Genomic DNA, 22,963 nt, shown 5'->3' with positions numbered 1-22,963 from the left:
CACGGCTATCATGCCCAGTCTGTAGCGTCTCGGAACCGCCGACCGCGCAGACTGAAGGATAGCGACCAGCGCTCAGTTGATCCTTACCGGCGCGTAGGCTCGGGCCTGACCGAAGCGTCGACGCGACGCGGCGCGCGGAGGTCGACGCGGCACGGCGAGCAGAAAACGACACAATTCCCCTTCGGTGCCGGCCAGGCGCCGCAGCCGAATGCGACGCGAGCAAGCGCCGCCAGCGCGAGCGGAGAAGACAGGCGTGACGATCCCGTACCCGAACACCCAACCGATGCCGGCCATCGCCGCGGTCACGCCGCCGTCGGGCGCGGCCCGCCCCCGGGTCACCTTCCTCGGCACCGGGTACCTCGGTGCGACGTACGCCATCTGTTACGCGGAGCTGGGCTACGAGGTGCTCGGCTTCGACGTCGACGCCGACAAGATCGCCAAGCTGAACGCGGGCGAGGTGCCGATCCACGAGCCCGGCCTCGACGAGCTGCTGCGGCGCAACCTGGCCGCCGGCCGGCTGCGGTTCAGCACCGACATCGCCGAGACCGCCGACTTCGGCGACGTGCACTTCATCTGCGTGGGCACCCCGCAGCGGGCCGACGGGATGGGCGCCGACCTGTCGTACGTCGAGGCGTCCGTGACCGGCCTCGCCCAGCACCTGACCCGCAAGGCGCTGATCGTCGGCAAGTCCACCGTCCCCGTCGGCACCGCCGAGTGGGTGGAGCAGCTCGTCGGCAAGCACACCCCGCCCGACCTCGGCGTCGAGGTGGCGTGGAGCCCCGAGTTCCTCCAGGAGGGCTTCGCCGTCGACGACGTGCTGCGTCCCAACCGGATCGTGGTCGGCGTCAAGAGCGACTGGGCCAACGGCATGCTCTACGCCGCCCACAAGGGCGTCTTCGACCTGGCCGCCACCGAGGACCGCGAGGTCCCGCTGGTGGTCACCGACTTCGCCACCGCCGAGCTGGTCAAGGTCGCCGCGAACGCCTTCCTGGCCACCAAGATCTCGTTCATCAACGCGATGGCCGAGGTGTGCGAGGTGGCCGGCGGCGACGTCACCCAGCTCGCCAAGGCCATCGGGTACGACCCCCGCATCGGCAACCGGTTCCTCCAGGCCGGGCTCGGTTTCGGCGGGGCGTGCCTGCCCAAGGACATCCGCGCCTTCCAGGCCCGGGCGCAGGAGCTGGGGGCCGGCGAGGCGCTGCGCTTCCTGCACGAGGTCGACCTGATCAACCTGCGCCGCCGGACCCGGGTGATCGCGCTGGCCGCCGAGCTGCTCGGCCGCCGCGCCGGGCCCGCCGGTCCGGACCTGTCCGGCACCCGGATCGCCGTGCTGGGCGCCACGTTCAAGCCCAACACCGACGACGTACGCGACGCCCCGGCGCTCGCCGTCGCCGGGCTGCTCGGCAAGGCCGGGGCGGACGTCCACGTGTTCGACCCGCAGGGCGCCGAGAACGCCCGCCGGGTGGCCCCCGAGCTGACGTACGAGTCCACGATGGCCGACGCGGTGACCGGGGCGGACCTGGTCTGCGTGCTCACCGAGTGGGCCGACTTCCGCAACGCCGACCCGGTGGCCCTCGGCGAGCTGGTCGCCGGCCGCCGCGTGGTCGACGGCCGCAACTGCCTCGACGCGACACTGTGGAGCCAGGCCGGCTGGGAGTACCGGGGCATGGGCCGCCCCTGACCCCCTGACGACGGCGGCGACGGCCGGTCCCGGACGAGATCCGGGGCCGGCCGTCGCGTGTCCGGTCCCCCGGCCGGCCGCCCGGGTCGCCCCGTCGGCGTCCCCGGTCGACCCCGACGGGCTCCCCCGTCGCCCATTCGTCACCGCCGAACCGCCGACAGGTGTCGAAATCCGCGCCGCCTCAGGGCATGCTGCGACAGTGGTAGTCCACAGTGCGGGCCGGCCGGGTGGAGGGGTGTCGTCGTGCAGACCTTTCAGTGCACCTCGTGCAGTCGGGAGATCAAGCCGGCCGCCCAGTGCCCGCACTGCGGCGCGCACCAGCCCCAGTGGGCCGGGCACCTCGCGGAGGTCGAGCGCTCGATCGCGGAGATGAAGGCCCGCGAGGCCGCCATCGCCGCCGAGCAGCGCCAGATCGCCGCGAAGATGCAGGCCGCGCTCTTCCAGCGGGACATCCTGAGCCACGCCACCGAGGAACGCCTCAAGCAGGCCGCCCGCCCCCGACGCGTGCTGCGCCGCCGCCCCGGCCGCCGTCCGCCGACCGCGACGACGGGGGCCCCGCCCCGGGTGCCCCGCCAGGGCGCCGCCCCGCCCCCGCCGCAGGATCCGCCGCCCCCGCCGCCGTCGGCGGCCCGCTGGCTGGACGCCGACGACCCCGAGAATCCACCGGAGGCGTCGTCGCGCGAGGTGCAGAACATCCCCCTCGGGCTGGGGGCGCTGCTGCTCGCCGTGGCGGCGGTGGTCTTCGCCCTGGTGGCCACCAGCTCGATGGACGCCCTGTCCCGGCTCGGGGTCCTGCTCGTCGCCACGGTGCTGCTGCTGCTCGCCCCGCCCGTGCTGGCCCGGCGCGGGCTCACCTCGACCGCCGAGACGATCTCCGCCGTCGGCCTGCTGCTGGTGCCCCTCGCCGGTTACGCACTGTGGACGGCGGACCTCATCGGCGGCGGGGGCGCGTCCGGCGCGGTCTTCGCCGGGGTGATCTTCCTGGTCACCGCCGTCGTCGGGTTCGGCTACGCCCTCTTCACGGGGCTGCGCGCCCCCCGCTTCGCCACCGTGCTGGCCGCGCAGCCGGTGCTGCCGCTGCTGGCGTACGACCGGGTGTCCGGGCCGGTCGGCTGGGCCCTGGTGCTGACCGCCGTCGCCGTGGTCGACCTCTGGCTGGCCCGTTCGCCGGTGACGGTGGAGCGGCCGGTGCGTCAGGACCTGCCGGACGGCCGGCTCGGCCCGCCCGCTCCGCCGCCCCGCCGACCCGCCGAGGACGGCCCCGCCGGGGCGGACCTGTCCGCCGAGGACGCCGTGCACCGACCCGCCGGGGCCGGCCGGGCCACCCGGCCCGGCGGGGAGAGGCGGCCGGAGGGCGACCCGGAGGAGGCCGGCGAGGTGCTCGACGCCTCCGCCGGGGTGCCGGCCGGCGAGCCGCCGGCCCGCCCGGTGCCGGCCCTGCGCGAGCTGACCTGGCTGCTGCACGGCGTCGCGGTGGCGCTGGCCCTGGCTTACGCGGTGACGGCGGTGCTGCGCGCCGCCTCGGTGCCGACGGCGGCCGGGGCGGGCACGGTGTTGCTGCTGGCCGCCCTGGTGGGGCTGGGCGGCGCGCTGGTGCTGCGCCGGCCGCCGCTGCCGGACGTGGCCGCCGGCGTGCTCACCCTCGCGGTGATCGGCGCGCTGGGCCGGGTCGCGTCGGTGGCGTTCCCCGGCCGGGCCCTGCTGCTCGTCGCCGCCGTCATCACCCTCACCGGCCTGGCGGTGCGGGCCCTGCCGGAGGCCGCCCGGCGCGGCCCGCAGCTCGCCTCGGCGGCGGCGCTCACGGTCAGCGGCCTGGTGGTGGCCGTCGGCGCGCTGCGCGCCGGGCTGGCCCCGGCCCTGGCCGCCGTCCCGGCCTGGACGGCCGACCTCGACCGGTACCCCGCCGAGCTGGCCGCCTCCGTCGGCCCGGCGGCCTGGCAGCTCGCCGCCAGCGCCTTCCTGCTCACCGTCGCCGCCGTGCTGGCGCTGCCCGCGCAGATCCGCCGCGAGTTCGCGGTGGCCGGGGCGGCGCTGACCGCGCTGGCCGTCCCCGCGTCGTTCGGCCTGGGCTGGGTGGCCGCGCCGTGGCCGCTGGTGGCCGCCGCGATCGGCATCGGCGCGGTCGGGCTCACCGCCACGACGGCCCGGTCCGCCACGGTGCACGCGGTCGCCGCCGCCGTCGTCGGCCTGCTCGGCGCGGCCGCCGGGCTGGCCCGCCCGGCGCTGACCGCCGCCGTGCTGCTCGCCCTCTTCGTGGGCGGCGCGCTGGTGGCGGTGGTGCCCCGGATCCGGATGACCGCCGCAGCCGCCGCGGACACCGTCGCCAACTGGGCCGCCGGCGGGGCGGCGTTCGCGCTGCCGGGGTCGGTGGCGGCGTTCGTCGCCGCGACCGTGCCGACCGATCCGACGCCGACCCCGGCGAGCCTGCGCGTGGTCACGGTGCCGGTGCTGGCGGCGAGCTTCCTCGCGGTCTGCGTCACCCTCGGCTACGCGGCCCTCGTGCAGGTCTCCGAGCGGCGCATCCCCATGCCGCTGGCGCTGGGCACCGGGCTCGGGGCGCTGGTGGTGACGGCCGCCGCGTTCACCGCGCCGGGGGGCACCGCCGCCGACGCCTGGGTGGGCGGGCTGCTGTTCGTGGCCGGCCTGCTGGTCTTCCTCGCCCCGTCGATCGACGCGGGGCGGCGCGCGGACCTGACGCTCGACGGCTCCGACCTGGCCACGGCGGCGGTCACCGCGGCGCTGGTCGCGACCCTGGTCCGGGTCGCGGCGGTGCTCACCCCGGGCGGGCAGCTCGTGGTGGCCGCCGCGCTGGTGGCGGTGGTCGCGGTGGTCGCGCGGGCCATGCCGGAGGAGTGGCGGCGCGGGCCGATCCTCGGCCTCGCCGTCGGCGGCACCCTGATCGGGCTGCTCGCGGGCTGGAGCGCGCTGCGCGGCGGCTGGGGCGTGCTGGCCGTACCCGGCCCGATCTGGGCGGGCGACCTGTCCGGCTGGCCGGCCGCGCCGACCGGCGGGTCCACCTGGCAGGCCCCGGTCGCCCTGGCCCTGCTCGGGGTCGCCGCCGGGGTGCTGCTGCCGCATCCGTGGAAGCACGACGTCTCGGGCGTCGCCGCCGTGCTCGCCACCATCGGCCTCCCGGCCGCCTTCGAGCTGCCCTGGTGGTCGCCGGTGCTGGTCGGCCTGGCGGTCGCCACGGCCTTCGGGACGGCCGCCGCCGCGTCGCTCGACCCGCGCGCCGGGCTGTCCCGGGCGGCCGTGGCCGGGGCGGTCGCCCTGCACGCGGCCGGCGCCGGGCTCGTCCGGCCGTGGACGACCGCGCTGGCGCTGGGCGGCATCGCGCTCATCGGCGTGGTCGTGGCCGCCCTGTCCCGGGTGTTCGCCGCCCCGCTGGTGGACGACGTCACCACCGAGGGGATGCCGCCGCACCTGGTGCAGATCGGCGGGGTCGCCGCCGGGGCGGCGCTGCTCGCGCTCCCCGGCGCGGTGGCCGCGCTGGCCGCCGGGTCCGGCCGGTCGCCCGGGGTGGTGCTGACGGCCGCGTTGGCCGCGTCGAGCCTGGGCCTGGCCGCGGTCGCCGCGGTCCGCCGGCAGGTGCCCCAATACCTTCCGTACGCCAGCGCGGCGATCGTCGGCGGCGCGACCGTCAGCGCCGTCGCCGCCATCGTGGCGGGGCTGCCCTCCGGCGTCTACGCGGCGGCCGCCGCGCTGCTCGGGGTGCTCGCCGAGCTGGTCCGCGCGTCGACCGTGCCGCCGGCCGGCTCGGCGCAACGGGTCCGGCGCTGGACGGTGCTGCTCGACGGCGCGCTGCGCCGGGACCCCGACGACGACGGGACTTCGGTGCGTTGGCGGGTCAGCCCGGCGGCCGGCGCGCTGGCCGCCGCGGCGCTGCCCGTCGCGCTGGCCGTGTTCTCGCTCGCGCCCGCGCTGGAGGTGGCGCTGGTCGAGCCGTACCGGGCGCTGGGGCGGGTGTGGCAGGGGCCACCGCCGGAGCTGCTCGCCCCGCCCCCCGACGCGGTCGACCCGACGCACGTGCTGACCGCGCTGCTGCTCACGTTGACCGCGGCGCTGGCCGCCGTCGGGCTCAGCGGCGGGCGGCGGTCCCGGGCGGTGCCGGTGGTGCTGCCCGGGGCGGCGGTGACCCTGCTGATCACGCCGACGGCCCTGGGCCACGGCTGGCCGGTGAGCGTGCTGGCCGCCCTGTCGGTGTTCACGATCTCGATGCTGGGGCTGGCGCTCAGCCCGCCCCCGCCGGTCGCGGAGCGGGCGCGGTCGCTGCGTACCGCCCGGGTGTTGGTCTTCGTGATCGGCCTGGCCGGCGGCGGGGCCGGGCTGCTGGGCAGCCTGGCCACCCGGGAGCTGACCCTGTTCACGCTGGGCGGGGCGGTCGGCGTGGGCGTCGTCGCGGCCCTGTACGGCACCACGCAGCGGGCCCGCATCCTCGGCTGGTTGTTCGCCTCGCTGACGGCGCAGTTGTTCGTGCTGGTCGTGGGCCTGGTGGTGGGCCTGGCCGCGGTCTGGTCCGCGTTCGGGGTGCTGGCCGTCGGCGCGGCCCTCCAGGTGTTCGCCGCGACCCTGCCCCGGCTGCGCCGGCCGGAGGCCCGCCGCGAGGCGGCCACGGTGGAGTGGAGCGGGTTCGCCGCCGCGCTGATCGCCCTGGCGCTGGCCTTCGACTCGCCCCGGCACATCGCCGCGCTGCTGGCTGCCTGGGGCGCCGTGCTCGGGGTGGCGGCGGCCCGGCCCGGCCGGCAGCCGGTGGAGCGGCGGATCCTGTTCTGGGCGGTGGTCTGCTGCGAGATCGTCGCCTGGTGGATCCTGATGCGGGTCGCCGACGTGGCGCTGCCGGAGGCCTACACCCTGCCGTTCGCGGCGCTGGCCCTGCTGGTGGGGGTGCTGGAGCTGCGGCAGCGGCCGGACCTGTCGAGCTGGGTGGCGTACGGGCCGGCGCTGGTCGCCGCGTTCGTGCCGACCCTGGCGGTCGTGCTGGCCACCGACTCCAGCATGCTGCGGCAGGTGCTGCTGCTGCTCGGCGCGGTGGCGGTGCTGATCTTCGGCACCACCAGCCAGCAGCAGGCCCCGGTGATCGTCGGCGCGGCGGTCACCGCGATCGCGGCGGTGCACGCGCTGTTCAGCCTGGGCCCCTGGCTGGTGCTGATCCCGGTGGGGCTGGTGCTGCTGGTGCTCGGGGCGAGCAACGAGCGCCGCCGCCGCGCGCAGGACCGCCTCCAGACGGCCCTGCGCGGCATGAAATGACGATCAGGTCAGGCCAGGGAGGCGTGGAGGGCGGCTTCCTTGTCGGCGACGAGCTGTTCCAGGCTCGCCTGGTAGGCCACCATGCGCGCCCGCAGTTCCTCGTCGGCGGCGGCAAGGATGCGGACGGCGAGCAGCCCGGCGTTGCGGGCGTTGCCGATCGACACGGTGGCCACCGGCACGCCGGCCGGCATCTGCACGATGGACAGCAGCGAGTCCATGCCGTCGAGGTGCTTCAGCGGCACCGGCACGCCGATCACCGGCAGCGGGGTGACCGAGGCGACCATGCCGGGCAGGTGGGCCGCCCCGCCCGCCCCGGCGATGATCACCTTGAGGCCCCGGTCGGCGGCGGTGCGGCCGTACTCGATCATCTTGCCGGGGGTGCGGTGGGCGGAGACGACGCCCACCTCGTAGCCGACCCCGAACTCGGCGAGGGCCTCGCCGGCGGCCTGCATGGTCGGCCAGTCCGAGTCGCTGCCCATGATCAAACCGACGGTGGTCATGCCGGCGTCCCCTCCGTCAGCCAGTGGGCGGCCCGGGCGGCCCGCGCCCGCACGTCCGCCAGGTCGTCGCCGAGCACCGTGACGTGCCCGATCTTGCGGCCGGGGCGCACCTGCTTGCCGTACAGGTGGACCTTCGCGCCCGGCTCGGCGGCGAAGAGGTGGTGCAGCCGCTCGTCGATGGAGATGCCGCCCGGCTGCCCGCCGAGCACGTTCGCCATCACCACGACGGGGGCGGCGAGCGAGGTGTCGCCCATCGGATAGTCGAGCACGGCCCGCAGGTGCTGCTCGAACTGCGACGTGCGGGCCCCCTCGATCGTCCAGTGGCCCGAGTTGTGCGGGCGCATGGCCAGCTCGTTGACCACCAGCCCGGCCGGGGTCTCGAACAGCTCCACGGCGAGCAGGCCGACCACGCCGAGCGCGGTGGCCAGGTCGATGGCGAGCTGCTGGGCGGCCACGGCCAGCTCCTCGGGCAGGCCCGGCGCGGGGGCGAGCACCTCGACGCAGATGCCGCCCACCTGCACGGTCTCCACCACCGGGTACGCGGCGACCTGCCCGAACGGCGAGCGGGCCACCTGCACGGCCAGCTCCCGGCGCAGCGCGACCCGTTCCTCGACGATCAGCCGGGTGCCGCCGGCGAGCAGGGTGGTCGCCAGCTCGGCGGCCTGCGCGGCATCGTCGACCGGCCAGACGCCCCGGCCGTCGTAGCCGCCCCGGGCCGCCTTCAGCACCACCGGCCAGCCCTGCGCGTCGCCGAAGGCGACCAGGTCGGCCGGGTCGGCGACGGGCCGCCACGCCGGGTTGGGCGCGCCCAGCTCGCCGAGCCGCTCCCGCATGACCCGCTTGTCCTGGGCGTGCAGCAGGGCGTCGGCGGGCGGGAAGAGCTTCACGCCCTCGGCGGCGAGGGCACGGATGTGCTCCGTCGGCACGTGCTCGTGGTCGAAGGTGACCACGTCGCAGCCCTTCGCGAAGGTGCGCAGGGCGGCGAGGTCGGTGTGGTCGCCGTACTGGACGTCGGCGGCGACGAGGGCCGCCCCGTCGTCCGGGGCCTGCGCGAGCACGCGCAGCGACTGACCGAGGGCGATCGCGGCCTGGTGGGTCATCCGGGCCAGCTGGCCGCCCCCCACCATGCCGACAACTGGCAGACCGGTTCGGGTATCCATCTCGCGGGCCAGCCTAGCGGCGGCTCCGCCGCCAGCGGGGCGAGGGGTGAGCGGGGCACCCCGCTATACCGAAAGCGTCAACAGGGGGCCCTTCCTTACAGCTGGGCGAGGAGGTCGTCGACGGTCGTGACCGGGCGTTGGCAGACAAATCCCCGGCAGACGTACGCGGTGGGCCGCCCGTCGCGCATCGGCCGGTCGGCGAGCAGCGGCACGCCCGGCTGGTCGGGGCGGCCCGCGACCAGCACCGCGCCCGGCGGGGCGTGCCGGTACGCGGCGGCGACGAGCGGGTCGCCGGCCGGGTCGCCGGTCGCCACGGCGATCTCGAACGGGCCGGACAGCAGCGCCTCGCCGGCCGCCGCCGCGTAGCCGGTGAACCGGGCGTGCCGGGCGACGATCGGCGCGACGGTGGCGAGGGCGGCCTCGGCGGCCTCCCGGTAGCGGGTCTCGCCGCTCAGCGCCGCGTACGTGACCAGGGCGGCGGCGATCGCGGACCGGCCGGACGGGGTGGCGTTGTCGGTCGGGTCGGCCGGCCGGGTGACGAGCTGCTCGGCGTCGTCGGCGGTGTCGTAGAACCCGCCGTCGGGGGCGGCGAACCGGGCCAGGGCGGTGTCGAGCAGGCCGCCGGCCAGCTCCAGCCAGCGCCCCTCGCCGGTGAGCTGGTGCATGGCGCAGAACGCCTCGGCCACGCAGCCGTAGTCCTCCAGCACCCCGGCCGGCGCGCCGACCACGCCGTCGCGGGAGACCCGGCGCAGCCGGCCGTCGACGAGGTGCACCCGGGCCAGGTGTTCGGCGGTCTCCCGCAGCGCGCCGTCGGCGACGATCGTGACTCCCTCCAGCAGGTTGGCGTCGGCCTCGTCGCCGCCCGCGCCGGTGCCGGTGTCCGTGCCGGTGTTGGTGCCGAGGGTCTCGACGAGGCGGACGAACTCGGCGAGCGCGGTGACCGCCAGCCCGTTCCAGGCGGCCACCACCTTGTCGTCGCGGGCCGGCTGGGGGCGGGTGTCGCGGGCCGCGAGGAGCCGCCCGACGATGTCGCGCCAGCGGCCCCGGACCGCCGGGTCGGCGTCGTCGACGTCCCGGGCCAGCCGCAACACGCTCGTGCCGTGTTCGAAGGTGCCGGACTCGGTGACCGCGAAGAGGTCGGCGGCCCAGCGGCCGTCGGACTCCCCCAGCACCTCGACGAGCTGGGCCGGGGTCCAGGCGTACGTGAGCCCCTCGACGCCCTCGGTGTCGGCGTCCAGCGCGGACGCGAAGCCCTCGCCGGGCCGGTGCAGCTCGTCGGCGAGGAACCGGGCGGTGTCGCGGGCGACGCGCCGGGCGAGCGGGTCGCCGGTTAGCCGCCACAGGTGGGTGTAGACGCGCAGCAGCAGCGCGTTGTCGTAGAGCATCTTCTCGAAGTGCGGCACCGTCCAGTGCCCGTCCACCGAGTAGCGGGCGAAGCCGCCGGCCAGCTGGTCGTGGATGCCGCCCCGGGCCATCGCCTCGGCGGTGTGCCGGGCGATCTCCAGGCTCTCGGCGGAGCCGGTGCGCTGGTGGTGGCGCAGCAGGAAGAGCAGGTTCAGGTGCGGCGGGAACTTCGGGGCCCCGCCGAAGCCGCCGTTTTCCCGGTCGTACTCCCGGGCGAGCTGGGCGGCGGCGGCGTCGAGCAGGTCGGCGGTGAGCGGGGCGGTCGGGCCGCCGACGGCCTGCGCGCCGCCGATCGCCTCGACCACGGCGGCGCCCTGTTGCAGCACGGCCTCGCGCTGCTCCCGCCAGGCGGTGCCGACGGACTCCAGGAGCCGGACGAAGTTGGGCTTCGGGAAGTAGGTGCCGCAGAAGAACGGGGTGCCGTCCGGGGTGGCGAAGACCGTCATCGGCCAGCCGCCCTGCCCGGTCATCGCCTGGGTGGCGGTCATGTAGACGGCGTCGACGTCGGGCCGCTCCTCGCGGTCCACCTTGATCGCCACGAAGCCGTCGTTGAGCAGCTTGCCGACGGCCTCGTCCTCGAACGACTCGTGTGCCATCACGTGACACCAGTGGCAGGCCGCGTAGCCGACGGAGACCAGCACCGGCACGTCGCGCCGCTTCGCCTCGGCGAACGCCTCGTCGCACCACGGCCACCAGTCCACCGGGTTGTCGGCGTGCTGGAGGAGGTACGGGCTGGTGGCGCTCGCGAGTCGGTTCACCGGTCGACCATATCCAGCGTCCGCCGGGGCGGCACCCCGGTCCCGGGCAGCCCCCGGGGCACCATTAATCGTCTTGTTGACACAAAGTCGCCCCACGCCTACCGTGGACTTATCGTCAGATGCACATGAACATGTGCGGCGCGCGGCGCCGCGCGCAAGCGGCCACCCCCTCCACGGCCACCCACGACAGTCCAGAGATGGGACGTCATGACGAATCACGCACCGACCGGCCCGGTCCCGACCGTGCCGGCCGCCCACCCGGCCCCGACCCCGCCGCCCCCCGTCTCCAGCGCCACCCGGCACCTCTGCGCCGGCGCGTACCTCGACGAGGAGTTCCAGCGCGCCAGCCTCAACGAGGTCTACCACCAGCGCGACCGCCTGGTCGCCCCGTCGTACGGCTTCGACCTGCCCACGGTGCTGCACCACTGCCTCCGGGCCCGCCGGCTCGCCGTCGTACGCGACGTGGCGATCCTCGGCATGCTGCTGCTGTCCGCCTGCGTGTCCGCGCTGGCCACCACCGTCGTCATCGGCCTGCTGGCGCTGGCCTACGTCTTCTCCTGCGTCTGGCAGGTCATCAGGCAGACCGCCCTGGAGCTCCGCAACGGCCAGTCCGCGAGCGCCGGGCTCATCGTCGGCCAGGCGACGATCCTGCGGTTCCGGCTCCTGTCCGCGGCCCTCATCTTCGTCCTGGTCAGCACGGCCATGGGCCTGTTCGCCACGCTGAAGTACGCCGCCGCCCCGTACTCGTACTCGGACGAGGTCGACCCCCTCGCCGGGCTGCACCCGGCCGTCGTCCTGGCGCTGCTGGTGCTCACCCTCGCGCCGCCGGTCGTGGCGAACCTGGTGCGGCAGAGCCAGCTCGACGGGTTCGCCCCGGGCCGGACCCCACCGCCCCCGGGCGCCACCAGCCGGTTCGCCGAGATCCGGCAGCAGAAGGGCGGCAACACCGTCGTCTTCTCCGACTACCGGCCGTTCGTCGGCTCGGGGATCGTGCTGAAGAACTGGAGCTTCGCCCAGCGGCTGGTCCGGGCCGGCAACCCGCTGGCCGGCCCGACGCCGGAGGCCGAACGGGAGTTCCCCACCGCGCCCTTCGGCGCGGCCGAGCTGATCGCCCACCTGCGGGACGAACTCGGCACGCTGGCCACCCAACGGCAGGCCGAGGGGCAACTGCCCGGCCTGACCGTCGACGACCGGATCTTCCTCGCCGGCACCGAGGTCGCGTACCTCGTGCCGTACACCCGGCCCGAGTGGATCCCGGAGATCATCCGCCAGCCCACCGCGCCGGCCCGGCACTTCCTGGTCTGCCAGATGATCTCGTGGCGCGGTGAGCTGGTCACCACCGTCTACGTGCACGTGGCGGTCCAGGGCCGGTCGCTCTACATGGACTTCACCTCGACCGCGCTGCCGCCCTGCGACGAGCGGTTCCGGGTGGTCGACCAGGTCGGTGGGACCGGCCCCGCAGCATACCTGCGGGCCGTGGCACGGGGTCTCGTCGACGCTCCCGCGACCATCGGCCGCGCCCCGCTCAACCTCTTCTGGGCCGGGCTCGACGCCCTCGCCAACTCCTCCTGGTTCGGCTCCGCCGGGCCACCCCGGCAGGGGTACGACCACGGGGCCCGCGTCAGCGTCCGGGAGCTGGGGATGGCCGCCGACACCCGGCACCACCTCCAGACCCAGGAGGTCGACAAGCACCAGCAGATCATCGAGCGTCGGCTGCTCGCCGCCGTCCTCGACTTCCTGGAGGACCGGGGCGTGGACACCAGCGAGTACCGCCAGCGGGCCGCGACCCTGCTCAACGCGGGCGCCATCGTCACCGGCGGCAGCCTCACGGTGCAGGGCAACGTGACCAGCACCCAGACGAACAAGACGCACCTCGGCACGGGGGCGGGGCGATGAGCGCCGAGGGGGCCCGCAACACCGGCCTGCACGTCACCGGCGGGACCGTCTCGGTCGGCGGCAACGTCAACGCCGTCCAGCACCAGCACCACCATGCCGCCGCGCGGGAGTCCCTGGCGGCGGCCGACCGCCGGGCCCAGCGGCCGACCGACATCGGGATCCTCACGGTCCTCGCCGAGGAGATGGCGGCGGTCGTCGAGATGCTGGGCCGGGCGGCCGACCACCGGGCCGAGCAGACGTACGGCGGCCGGACCGTGCACCGGGCCACCCTCGCAGCCGACGGCGGCCCGGTCCGGGTGGTCGCCGCCCAGGCCCTCGAACCCGGCACGCACTCCGCCGCCTCCGCCTACCAGGAGCTGCGCCGACGGTTCGCGCCGCCGCTCGTGCTGCTGGTCGGCATCGCCGGCGGGGTCCGCGCCGACGTCCCGGTCGGCGACGTGGTCCTCGCCGACGAGGTGATCTGGTACGACAGCCGCCGGGAGACCGAGGACGGGCCCCGCCGCCGGGGGCGGATCCAGGCGACCGCGCCGGTGCTGCGGCACCGGATCAACGACTTCCTCGTCCGGCACGGCCCCGTCGTGCGCCCCGGGCCCGACGGCGCCTTCCGCGTCCACCGGGGGCCGATCGGCTCGGGCAACGCGGTGGTGACCGATGCCGGCTCGGGCATCCGCTCCTGGCTGGCCGAGGTGCACGAGAAGACCCTGGCCGTGGAGACGGAGGCGGCCGGGGTGGCCCAGGCGTTCTACGAGGAGATCGCCGACGACCGGGCGTTGCGGGGCTGGATGACCGTCCGGGGCATCTCGGACCGGGCCGACCGGCACAAGGGGCACGCCGACCACGAGCTCGCGGCGCGGCACGCGGCGCTCGTCGTCGAGCGGCTCCTGCCCTACCTGCGCCTGGTCGAGGAGGACCGGTGAGCGACGCCGACGGCGTACGCCGCCCCGGGCGGTCTCCCGCCCGGACGGCTGCGCTGGCCCGCAGGCTGACCGGCGGGGAGCTGGAGGCGTACCTCGTCTCCGGGACGGCGTTGGTCGTCGGCGCGCTCGGGCTGCTGAACGTGACCAGCCCGGACGTGGTCGCCGCCGCCACCCTGGCCGTGCTCGGCGTGATCACCTTCGACCTGCTGACCGGGCGACGCCGGCTGCGGCGCGTCGAGTCCGTCCTCCGCGGGGTGGCCGACGGCCTGCGCCCCGCGGGGGCCGGCTCCGTCGACCCGCTGCTCACCGCCGCCGCGCCGGAGGCGGCGGCGCTGGCCGGCGCGCGGGACATCCGACTGGTCGGGGTGACCCTGAGCCGGACGATCCGCAGCCAGCTCGACGTCCTGCGGCAGCAGTTGGCCGACGGGGCGACGGTGCGGGTCGCGCTCATCGACCCGACCGGCCCGGCGCCGGAGGAGGCGGCCCGCCGCAACGGGCTGGACGCCAACGGCGGCGAGGTGTTCGCACGCCGGGTCCAGCCCACCATCGACCTGCTGGACTACCTGGCGACGCAGGCGACCGGCGGCGGGCGGCTGGAGGTCCGGCTGCTCCACTTCGTCCCCGCCTTCGGCATGGTGCTGGTCGACCCGGAGGACCCGACCGGACGGATCTCGATCGACATCTACTCGCACCGGCCCGACGGTCGGGAGGCGACGGTGACGTTGCGTGCCGACCGCGATCCGGTCTGGTGCCGGCACTTCGTGCGCGAGTTCGACCGGGTCTGGGCCGCCGGCCGCAGCGGCGATGACCGAAGCCGCGCCTGATCGGGATGGCCGCGTCGACCGGGGGCGCGGCCGCTACCCTTCCGGTGTGTCCGACCAGCGCACCGCCTTCCAGATCGCCATCGACCTGGCGATCCTCACGATCCGTGACGAGCGGCTGGCGGTTCTGCTGATAGAGCGCGGCAAGCCGCCGTACGCGGGGCGGGCCGCGCTGCCCGGCGGGTTCGTCCGGGCCGGCGAGGATCTGGACGACACGGCGCTGCGGGAGCTGTCGGAGGAGACCGGCCTGGACGGCCGGACGCTGCACCTGGAGCAGGTGCGCACGTACGCGACGCCGGGACGGGACCCGCGCGGCCCGGTCGCCTCGGTGGCGTACCTGGCCATCGCACCCGACCTGCCGGTGCCGGTGGCCGGCACCGACGCGGCGCGGGCCCGGTGGGAGCCGATCGACCACGACCGGCTCGGCCACGGCTGGCTCGCCTTCGACCACGACACCATCCTGGCCGACGCCCTGGAGCGGGCCCGGGCCAAACTGGAATACTCCCCGCTGGCCACGGCGTTCTGCGGCGACACGTTCACCATCGGCGAGCTGCGCGCGGTCTACGAGGCCGTCTGGCAGGTCCGCCTCGACCCACGCAACTTCCACCGCAAGGTGACCGGGGTCAACGGGTTCGTGGTGCCCACCGGCCAGCGGCGCAGCCCGCCCACCGGCCGCCCGGCCGCGCTGTACCGGCGCGGCGACGCCACCCTGCTCTATCCGGCCATGCTCCGCCCGGGAACCGGTCGACAGTAGACCCATCGCTGTACTTCAATCGACGGGAAGCCGGGGCCCGTCGCCACGCCTGGCGTGGCGACGGGTTCCATCGCACGCCCCGCCGAGGAGACCCGCATGCGCCGACCCCGTTCCCTGCCCGCGCTCACGTCGATCGCGGTGCTCGCGGCGCTCGTCGCCGCAGGCCCCGCCGAGGCCGCCGTCGACCCCGGGGCCCGGCTCTCGGCGACCACCGCCGTCGGCACCCACAACGCGTACGACAAGGGGACGTACGACTACCTGGCGCAGGCCCTCGACGACCGGCCCGGGATGATCGAGCTGGACGTGTGGCCCGACATCGTGGCCAACCAGTGGCGGGTCAGCCACTCCAACCCGCTCGGCAACAACAACAACTGCGTCGCCGCCACCAGCGCCGCCCAGCTCTACACCGGCACCCGCAACAAGAACCTCGAACACTGCCTCGACGACATCCGGCTCTGGCTCACCGCCCACCCCGACGCCGGCCCGCTGCACCTCAAACTGGAGCTGAAGACCGGCTTCAGCGCCCGCACCGGGCAGGGGCCGGCGCAGCTCGACGCGCTGCTCGCCGCCCGGCTCGGCCAGGCCGTGTTCCGCCCCGCCGACCTCCTGGGCGGGCACGCCACCCTCGACGCCGCCGCCCGCGCCGACAACTGGCCCACCCGGCAGCAACTCGCCGGCCAGGTCGTCGTGCACCTCATCCCCGGCACCGTCGAGGAGAGCAACCCCACCGACAAGCTGTGGACCGACATCGAGTACGCCCAGCACCTCGCCGCGCTCGCCGCCGCCGGCACCCTCGGCTCGGCGCAGGCGTTCCCGGCGGTGCACCGCGCCCAGGCCGGCGACCCCCGCACCCGCTACACCGACACCGCCCTGCGCCCCTGGTTCGTCGTCTTCGACGGCGACGCGTCGGCGTACGTCACCGGCGGCATCGACACCGCCTGGTACGACACCAACCACTACCTGCTGGTGATGACCGACGCGCAGAACGTCCCCCCGGCCGTGGGGAACACGGATGCGACCGCTGCGGCGGCCCGGGTGGCGCAACTGGCGCGGGCGCACGCGAGCATCGCCTCGGCCGACTGGGCGGCCCTGCCCAGCGTGGTCGACGACGTCCTCCCCCGCGGCTGACCGACCCGCGCCACACCGCTACCGAGGGCATCCGTTCGATCGCTCTGCGCGTAACGTGCGAGGTGGTGCCTGTCGGCAGTGGCGACGGGCACCACCCAGCCCCCTACCTGGAGCGGTCATGACCGAACAGTCGTTCGCCGTCCGCCTGCGGCAGCTCCGACACGAGCGTGGACTGTCGCTGCGCGGCCTGGCAAAGCTCACGTACCACGGGAAGTCCTACCTGCACGAGCTGGAAACCGGTGCGAAGGCACCCAGCCCGCAGGTGGCTCGCCGGCTCGACGACGCCCTGCGCGCCAGGGGAGAACTCGTCGCGCTGGCCGGCACCCGCCCAGGCCTGCGCCGCCGCGAACTCGTCGCCGGCCTGGCCGCAGCGCTGCCCCACTCGTTACTCACCCACGGTCGACGCATCGGCGCGGCCACCCCCGCTCGGCTCCTCGAACGCACCGCGCGCCTGCGCCGCCTGGACAACCATCTCGGCGGTGCCGACACCTACCACCTGTACGCGGCCGAGGTCGATGCGACCGCGCGCCTTGCCCGCGAAGGGTCCTACCGCGACGACACCGGCCGCCAACTCCTTGCCGTCCTTGCCGAGCAGGCCCAACTCGCTGGCTGGTCCGCCTTCGACGCCGGCCGCCACGATGACGCCGAGCGGCTCTACCGGCTGAGCCTCTCCGCCGCGCATGACGCGGACGACGCGGCACTTGCGGGCAATGGGCTGGCGTTCCTGGCTTATCAGCAGCTCGCCCTCACCGGCCAGGCCACCGACACCGCCACCGCAGCCTGTGAAAGGACGGGCACGACCGCCACGCCACGGGTACGGGCGCTGCTGCACCTACGTGCCGCCTGGGCCCATGCTCTCACTGGTGACGATGGGGCCACCCACCGCCACCTCGATCTCGGAACCGCCTGTCTCGCCGAGCACGATGGTCGCGCCGAACCCGACTGGGTGTACTGGGTCGACGCCACAGAGGGCGAGATCATGACTGGCCGCTGCTGGGCGGTGTTGCACCGGCCGGTCCGAGCAGTCCCCGTCCTTGAGCGGGCGATACTGCGCTTCGATGACACGTACGCCAGGGACAAGGCCCTCTACCTGTCCTGGTTGGCGGACGCCTACCTCGACGCCAACGAGATCGAGCAGGCCTGCGCAACCGCCGTCCTGGCGGCACGGCTGTCCGTCGATGTCGGCTCGCCCCGACCCGGCCAGCGGCTGGAAGCCGTCCTCAACCGGTTGTCGCCACACGCGGCGCTGCCCTGCGTCGTCGAACTCAGCGCTCTCGTCGCCGAGGCCGCTAAACGTCCACCGACCGCGCCACCCACGCCAGATAAGCGGTAGAACCACGCACGATCGGCACGGCGGTCACCTGAGGGTTGCTCCACGAATGCTCGTCGAGCAGATACCGCTCCAACTCCGGGTAGCGGGCGGCGGTGGTGAAGAACAGGACTTGCCACTCCTCGCCGACGCCCCGCTCGCCGTGGTGCCAGAACACGCTGGTCACCGGCCCCACGACCTGAGCGCCGGCGGCGAGCCGGCCGGCCACCGCGCCCTCGGCGAGAAGCACGCCACCATCACGGCTGTCCGTCGCCGTGGCCACCTGGAGATAGTCAGTCATCAAGCTCACCATATCGGGCTCTTTCGTCTGCGGATGGGGCGGACAAGCTGCGGACGCAAACCTCCTGGACGTGTCCGGGCATCGATCCCAGGCTGAACAGGAAGGCGAGGCACGGCCGACCGAAGGAGCCCAGGTCACATGATCGACAACGCGCCGTCCGGTACGCCGGCCGAGCGCCGGGGCCGGGCTCCGCCGCCCGTCGGTAGACTTACCCGGCCCGTGAGCTGCCCCGATTCCCGATCACCAGGAGAGCGCAACCGTGCAGGTATCCCAGGCCCTGGACATCATGGAAGCCCTCTTTCGGGCCGCCGAACACCCGGACATCACGGCCGTCGAGCGGTACGGCCGGGACGACCAGCCCGGCGGCCAGTCCCCACCGGGCGTGAAGGTCGTCCACCGGTCCGGATCGACCGGGATGCTCTGGGCCGCCGTGCCGCCGCGGGACGCCGCAGCGGTGCCACCACCCGACGAGATGCCGCCGCCGAGGCTGCGCGCGGCACGGGTGCTCGTGTTCGCCCACCGGCTTCTCGACGCCGCACGGCCAGAGCAGTTCGCCGGCTGGGAGCTGTGCCGTCAGCCCGGCGTCGAAGTGCCGGTCGCCGCCGCTCTCCGGATCACCGCCCACGACAAATCGGTGATCTACCTTCGTGGCACGTCCGCCAGCGGAGCGGGTGCCGAGCCGGCAGAGGACCCTCATCCGGACTATCTGATCCCCGAAGGAGTCCGGTCAGGCGCCTGAGTCTGAACGCCCTGGACCCGCGCTCGTCGAGGTCAGGAGGCGCCGTCGGCGCGCAGGGGGACGACGTTCGCCTGGGACGTGTCCACCAGCGACCCGAGCACCGCGCTGATCTTGTCCGCCGGCATGGGCTTGAAGAAGTGGTAGCCCTGGGCGGCCGTGCAGCCCAGCTCGGCCAGGGCGAGCCGCTGCTCGGCGGTCTCCACGCCCTCGGCGACCACCCGCAGGCCCAGCTCGTGAGCGAGCCCGACGGTGGCCCGGACGATGGCCGCCGCCTCCGGTGAGTCCGCCATCCGGATCACGAACGACCGGTCGACCTTCAGCTCGTCCACGGCGATGCGGGTCACGAACGCCAGCGACGAGAAGCCGGTGCCGAAGTCGTCCACGGCGAGCTGCACGCCCATCGACCGCAGGGTGGCCAGCACCTCGTCGATGACCTCCAGCTCGCTCATCACCACCGTCTCGGTGATCTCCAGCACCAGCCGGTGCGGCGGCACCTGGTGGCGGCGCAGCGCCTCGCCGATCTCGACGGGCAGCCGGGGGTCGAGCAGGCTGCGAGCCGACAGGTTCACCGAGATCGGCACGTCGAGGCCGGCGCGGGCCCAGTCGGCGGCCACGGTGAGCGCCTTGTCCAGCACGTACCGGGTGAACGTGCCGAGCTGCTCGCTGTTCTCCACCGGCCGGATGAAGTCGGCGGGGCCGAGCCAGCCCCGGCGCGGGTGCCGCCAGCGGATCAGCGCCTCCACGCCGGTCGGCGCGCCGGTGGCGAGGTCCACCGCCGGCTGGAGCGCCAGCACGAGCTGGTCGTCGGCGGCGAGGGCCTCCCGCAGCTCCGCGAGCAGCGCGAGCTGGTCGGTGCTCGCGGCGTCCTTCGAGCTGTCGTACGCGGCGACGCTGCCGCCGCCCTCCTTCGCCTGGTACATCGCGATGTCGGCCCGGCGCAGCAGCTCCGTCAGGTCGGCGGTGCCGGCGTCGGCCACCACCACCCCCACGGACGCCTCGATGGACATCCGCACCCCGGCCACCTCGGTCGGGGCGGCGAGCCGCTCGGCGATCTCCCGGGCCTGGCGCAGCGCGTACGCCATGGGTGCGGTCCGGCCGCCGACCACCGGGACCGACGTCAGCAGCAGGGCGAACTCGTCGCCGCCGAGCCGGCCGAGCAGGTCCCCGGAGCGGGTCAGCGCGCCGAGCCGGTTGGCGGTCAGCCGCAGCAGCTGGTCGCCGGCGGCGTGCCCGAGGGTGTCGTTGACCTCCTTGAACTGGTCGATGTCGAGCAGCAGCAGGGCGACGGGGTGGTCGTGCGCGCGCTGCCGCAGCGCCTGGTCGCCCTTGCCGAGCATGGCGGCCCGGTTGAGCAGGCCGGTCAGCGGGTCGTGCACCGCCTCGTACGACGAACGGGCGGTGACCAGGCGCAGCTCGCGGTGGGTGGCGGCGTCGTGCAGGGCGGCGGCGAGGGCGTCGGAGAACGCGGCGGCGGCGTCCTGCTCGCGGGCGTTGGGCGGCGCCGAGCGGGGGAAGCGGACCCGCAGCTCGCCGACCTGGGTGCTGCCGACGGTCAGCGGGCGGACCAGCTCGTGCGGGCCGGCGGCGGCAACGGTGGGCGGGTCGATCTCGCGGTCGGTCACCCGGCCGCCGCTGTCGCCCCGGTAGCGTCGCCACCGGCCGTCGCCCCGCGCCACGTCCACGTCGACCAGCTCGGCGCCGAAGAGGGTCAGCGCGCCGGTGACCGCCGCCGTGGCGACGCCCCGCTCGTCGAGCTGGTTGAGCGCGGCGGTGGCCTCGGCGAAGGCCCGCCAGGTGCGCCGCTCCTGGTCGGCCCGGAGCCGGTGCCGGTAGGTCTGCTGGAGCAGCCAGAGCACCGGCGGGAACGCGAGCAGCCAGCGGGCGTCGAGTTCGAGCAGGGCGACGGCGGCCAGGCCGACGGCCACGTTCCCGACGAACATGAGCAGCTTGCCGCGCAGCGCGGCGAGCAGCGGCGGCCCCATCGGCACGCCGTGTCGCAGGGCGACGGCGACCCCGCCGAGCCAGGCGGTGGCGAGCAGGTACGTCACCGCGCCGGCCGCCAGCGCCAGCGCCAGCTCCGGGGTGGGGGCGGCGAGCAGGGGCGCGCCGAGGGTGGTGGTGACCGCGACGGCGAGGGCGGTGCCGGCGCTCAGCGAGGCGGCGATGCGGACCGTCTCCAGGGGCGGCTGGCGGTCGGCGGCCAGGGAGAGGAGCCCCCAGGCGAGCCCGGCGCCGACGAGCGTGGTGGCCGGGAGCCAGCCGGCGGGGACCAGGTGGAGCCCGACGACGAGGGCCGCCTCGCCCCAGGTGGTGCTGACCATGCCCGAGGCGGTGCGGAACCGCAGCCGGGCGAGCTGGGCGACCACGACGACGGCGACGCCGATGCCGAACCGGGCGAGCGGCGGGAGCGGGTCGTCGGGTGGCAGGTGGGTGGGGAGGGTGAGGCCGATCGCGGCGGCCACGAGGGCGGTGAGCGCCACGGCGACGGTCAGCACGAGGACCCGGTACGGGGTGCTCCGCTCCGCCGACCGGTCGGGGTGGGCGTCGACCGGCTCCGGCGGGCCGGGGACGGCGCTGACCGGCTCCGGCAGGTCGAGCGGGTCGTCGGCCCTGGCGGAGGTCACCGACCTCCCCCGTCCACCGGTCGCCACGCCGCCGCGCGGGCGGCCGGTCGCGGCGCACGGCGGGCAGCCGGGCGGCGCGCCGCATGACGGGCAGCCCGTCGCACCGCGCAACGGGCAGCCGTCGCTGACCCGGTCATCGGTGCCCCCTCCCGCGCGGCCCGGGGACTTTTGGTCCCCCGGCGGAAGGCTAAGCCAAAGCCGGGGAGCGCAACAGGGGGCGACGGCCGGCTTCGGCGTGAATCACGCCCCGATCACCCGTTTCCGTGCTGCTGGGGGCCCTTCGGGGCGGTCGAGCGTGAGTCGTGCCCCAAGGTCCCGTCTGTCGGATCGACGACTGTGGCGTCGGCTCGCCCCGCCTCGGTGGCCGCCGGCCCGCCCCCGACGGCGTCGACCCGGCCCGCGTCCGCGGGCTCGCCGGGCGCGGGGAAGTGGTCGGGCAGGCGGCGCAGCCGGGAGTTCATGTTGCGGATGAGCAGCACGGTGGCGGTGCCCAGCAGCACGATGAGGAAGAGGCCCATCGGGCCGGCCAGGCCGCCCGTGCGCGTGTCACCGAAGTTGTTCTGCGCGAGCACCTGGGCGGCGGTCAGCATGGTGTTCCTCCGGATCGTGGCAGGCCCCCAGGGTAGCCCGGCCCCGGATCGGCGGTCACGGCCGGCTCACTGAGCCGCCCGGGCCGGGCGACCCGCGCGGCTCCGGCCGGCTCAGCAGGCATGGGCCGTCTCGCGGACGCCGGCGAAGAGGTCGGACTCGGGCAGCGGGCTGTCCACCACCGACCGGGCGAGCTGGAAATCCTCCGTGGGCCAGGCCTGCCGCTGGAGCTCCATCGGCACGTGGAACCAGAAGCCGTCCGGGTCGATCTGGGTGGCATGGGCGCGCAGCGCGTCGTCGCGGACCGGGAAGTAGTCGGCGCACTCGACGCGGGTGGTGATCCGGGGGCCCTTGTCGGGCCGCTCGTCCCAGCGCTTGAGCCACTCCTCGTAGGGCGACGCGAGGCCGGCGGCGAGCATGCCCTCGTGCAGCGCCAGGATCTTGCCCTTGGAGAAGCCCACGTCGTAGTAGAGCTTGAGCGGCTGCCAGGGCTCGCCGAGGTCGGGGTGGCGCTCCGGGTCGCCGGCGGCGTCGAACGCGGCGACGGTGATCTTGTGGGTCATGATGTGGTCGGGGTGCGGGTAGCCGCCCTCCTCGTCGTACGTGGTGATCACGTGCGGACGGAACTGCCGAATCAGCCGCACCAGCGGACCCGCGGCGACCTCGACGTCCTGGAGGGCGAAGCAGCCCTCGGGCAGCGGCGGCAGCGGGTCGCCCTCGGGCAGCCCCGAGTCGACGAAGCCCAGCCACGCCTGCTTCACGCCGAGGACGGCACGGGCGGCGTCCATCTCGGCGCGGCGGATCTCGGCGATGTTGGCCCACACGTCCGGCCGGTCCATCTTCGGGTTGAGCACGCTGCCGCGCTCGCCACCGGTGCACGTCACGACCAGCACGTCGACCCCCTCGGCGACGTACTTCGCCATGGTCGCGGCACCCTTGCTCGACTCGTCGTCGGGGTGCGCGTGGACGGCCATGAGACGCAGCTGCTCTGCCACTTACGGCGCTCCTCGTCTGTGCCCACCGGCGCTGCCTGCCGGCGTCGCCCGCCGACCTGTCATCCTTACCTCAGCGAAGGTGACTGAGGACTCGTCCACAAGCCGGCGCCGGGCTGGAAAGATTGGACTCTGCCATTCTTG

General features: G+C 75.2%; 16 protein-coding genes. 9 read left to right on the top strand and 7 right to left on the bottom strand.

All coding sequences use genetic code 11. From position 1 onward, the window contains the following. The first annotated feature begins 253 nt into the window (after positions 1 to 253). Together O7633_RS25490 and O7633_RS25485 are read left to right on the top strand one after the other, a co-directional pair. A complete protein-coding gene (locus O7633_RS25490; protein ID WP_178063448.1) occupies positions 254 to 1,681 on the top strand; it encodes a UDP-glucose/GDP-mannose dehydrogenase family protein in 1,428 nt (475 codons plus the stop codon). 243 nt (positions 1,682 to 1,924) lie between these two features. Continuing rightward, entirely contained in the window at positions 1,925 to 6,928 is a 5,004-nt protein-coding gene (locus O7633_RS25485) for a permease (RefSeq protein WP_282324183.1), read from the top strand. Positions 6,929 to 6,936: 8 nt separating this feature from the next. Here the strand turns inward: O7633_RS25485 and purE are convergent, their stop codons facing one another. The 3 genes from purE to O7633_RS25470 all read right to left on the bottom strand — a co-directional run bounded on the left by purE (position 6,937) and on the right by O7633_RS25470 (position 10,750). After that, positions 6,937 to 7,428: a 5-(carboxyamino)imidazole ribonucleotide mutase gene (gene purE / locus O7633_RS25480; RefSeq protein WP_282324182.1), complete on the bottom strand. Its 492-nt coding sequence runs from the start codon at positions 7,426 to 7,428 to the stop codon at positions 6,937 to 6,939. Then, positions 7,425 to 8,588 carry a 5-(carboxyamino)imidazole ribonucleotide synthase gene (locus tag O7633_RS25475; RefSeq protein ID WP_282324181.1) on the bottom strand — a complete coding sequence of 388 codons (1,164 nt, stop codon included), beginning with the start codon at positions 8,586 to 8,588 and terminating at the stop codon, positions 7,425 to 7,427. The genes purE and O7633_RS25475 overlap by 4 nt, the downstream gene beginning before the upstream one ends. A gap of 95 nt (positions 8,589 to 8,683) precedes the next feature. Then, positions 8,684 to 10,750 (bottom strand): thioredoxin domain-containing protein, encoded by a 2,067-nt coding sequence (locus O7633_RS25470; RefSeq protein WP_282324180.1) that lies wholly within the window; start codon positions 10,748 to 10,750, stop codon positions 8,684 to 8,686. A 207-nt stretch (positions 10,751 to 10,957) separates the two neighbouring features. Between O7633_RS25470 and O7633_RS25465 the strand changes: the two genes are divergently transcribed. The 6 genes from O7633_RS25465 (at position 10,958) to O7633_RS25440 (ending at position 17,599) form a co-directional block, all read left to right on the top strand. Further along, entirely contained in the window at positions 10,958 to 12,646 is a 1,689-nt protein-coding gene (locus tag O7633_RS25465) for a hypothetical protein (protein ID WP_282324179.1), read from the top strand. After that, positions 12,643 to 13,563 carry a 5'-methylthioadenosine/S-adenosylhomocysteine nucleosidase gene (locus O7633_RS25460; RefSeq protein ID WP_282324178.1) on the top strand — a complete coding sequence of 307 codons (921 nt, stop codon included), beginning with the start codon at positions 12,643 to 12,645 and terminating at the stop codon, positions 13,561 to 13,563. Before O7633_RS25465 ends, O7633_RS25460 begins: the two co-directional genes overlap by 4 nt. Beyond that, on the top strand, positions 13,560 to 14,387 hold the full coding sequence (locus tag O7633_RS25455; RefSeq protein ID WP_282324177.1) for a hypothetical protein: 828 nt from the start codon (positions 13,560 to 13,562) through the stop codon (positions 14,385 to 14,387). The genes O7633_RS25460 and O7633_RS25455 overlap by 4 nt, the downstream gene beginning before the upstream one ends. Positions 14,388 to 14,433: 46 nt before the next feature. Beyond that, positions 14,434 to 15,138, top strand: coding sequence for an NUDIX domain-containing protein (locus tag O7633_RS25450; RefSeq protein ID WP_282324176.1), 705 nt, complete (start codon positions 14,434 to 14,436; stop codon positions 15,136 to 15,138). 96 nt (positions 15,139 to 15,234) lie between these two features. Next, positions 15,235 to 16,266, top strand: coding sequence for a phosphatidylinositol-specific phospholipase C domain-containing protein (locus O7633_RS25445; protein WP_282324175.1), 1,032 nt, complete (start codon positions 15,235 to 15,237; stop codon positions 16,264 to 16,266). Positions 16,267 to 16,384: 118 nt separating this feature from the next. Further along, on the top strand, positions 16,385 to 17,599 hold the full coding sequence (locus O7633_RS25440; RefSeq protein WP_282324174.1) for a helix-turn-helix domain-containing protein: 1,215 nt from the start codon (positions 16,385 to 16,387) through the stop codon (positions 17,597 to 17,599). Here O7633_RS25440 and cutA read toward each other — a convergent pair. Continuing rightward, entirely contained in the window at positions 17,556 to 17,876 is a 321-nt protein-coding gene (gene cutA, locus O7633_RS25435) for a divalent-cation tolerance protein CutA (RefSeq protein ID WP_282324173.1), read from the bottom strand. The two genes, O7633_RS25440 and cutA, sit on opposite strands and share 44 nt — an antisense overlap. Positions 17,877 to 18,135: 259 nt before the next feature. On the opposite strand from cutA, the gene O7633_RS25430 reads away from it, so the two are divergent. Continuing rightward, entirely contained in the window at positions 18,136 to 18,615 is a 480-nt protein-coding gene (locus O7633_RS25430) for a hypothetical protein (RefSeq protein WP_282324172.1), read from the top strand. A gap of 32 nt (positions 18,616 to 18,647) precedes the next feature. On the opposite strand, the gene O7633_RS25425 is transcribed toward O7633_RS25430, so the two are convergent. From O7633_RS25425 to mca, 3 genes are all read right to left on the bottom strand, one after another. Then, positions 18,648 to 21,095 carry a bifunctional diguanylate cyclase/phosphodiesterase gene (locus tag O7633_RS25425; protein ID WP_282328645.1) on the bottom strand — a complete coding sequence of 816 codons (2,448 nt, stop codon included), beginning with the start codon at positions 21,093 to 21,095 and terminating at the stop codon, positions 18,648 to 18,650. 395 nt (positions 21,096 to 21,490) lie between these two features. Then, complete coding sequence (locus O7633_RS25420) at positions 21,491 to 21,829, bottom strand: hypothetical protein (RefSeq protein WP_282324171.1); 339 nt, start codon at positions 21,827 to 21,829, stop codon at positions 21,491 to 21,493. Positions 21,830 to 21,940: 111 nt separating this feature from the next. Further along, positions 21,941 to 22,822: a mycothiol conjugate amidase Mca gene (mca, locus tag O7633_RS25415; RefSeq protein WP_278132157.1), complete on the bottom strand. Its 882-nt coding sequence runs from the start codon at positions 22,820 to 22,822 to the stop codon at positions 21,941 to 21,943. Between the last annotated feature and the right edge of the window lie 141 nt (positions 22,823 to 22,963).

Origin of the sequence: Micromonospora sp. WMMD712, from assembly GCF_029581295.1 — a bacterium.
Taxonomy (GTDB): domain Bacteria; phylum Actinomycetota; class Actinomycetes; order Mycobacteriales; family Micromonosporaceae; genus Micromonospora; species Micromonospora carbonacea.
The sequence above is the reverse complement of the archived record's forward strand: the minus strand, read 5'-3'. Positions and strand labels throughout refer to the sequence as shown.

Excerpts from the sequence above, each read along its gene's own strand:
- O7633_RS25445 (WP_282324175.1), top strand. The coding sequence starts at position 15,235 with ATGCGCCGACCCCGTTCCCTGCCCGCGCTCACGTCGATCGCGGTGCTC.
- cutA (WP_282324173.1), bottom strand. The coding sequence starts at position 17,876 with ATGACTGACTATCTCCAGGTGGCCACGGCGACGGACAGCCGTGATGGT.
- O7633_RS25440 (WP_282324174.1), top strand. The coding sequence starts at position 16,385 with ATGACCGAACAGTCGTTCGCCGTCCGCCTGCGGCAGCTCCGACACGAG.
- O7633_RS25465 (WP_282324179.1), top strand. The coding sequence starts at position 10,958 with ATGACGAATCACGCACCGACCGGCCCGGTCCCGACCGTGCCGGCCGCC.
- O7633_RS25420 (WP_282324171.1), bottom strand. The coding sequence starts at position 21,829 with ATGCTGACCGCCGCCCAGGTGCTCGCGCAGAACAACTTCGGTGACACG.
- O7633_RS25475 (WP_282324181.1), bottom strand. The coding sequence starts at position 8,588 with ATGGATACCCGAACCGGTCTGCCAGTTGTCGGCATGGTGGGGGGCGGC.
- O7633_RS25460 (WP_282324178.1), top strand. The coding sequence starts at position 12,643 with ATGAGCGCCGAGGGGGCCCGCAACACCGGCCTGCACGTCACCGGCGGG.
- purE (WP_282324182.1), bottom strand. The coding sequence starts at position 7,428 with ATGACCACCGTCGGTTTGATCATGGGCAGCGACTCGGACTGGCCGACC.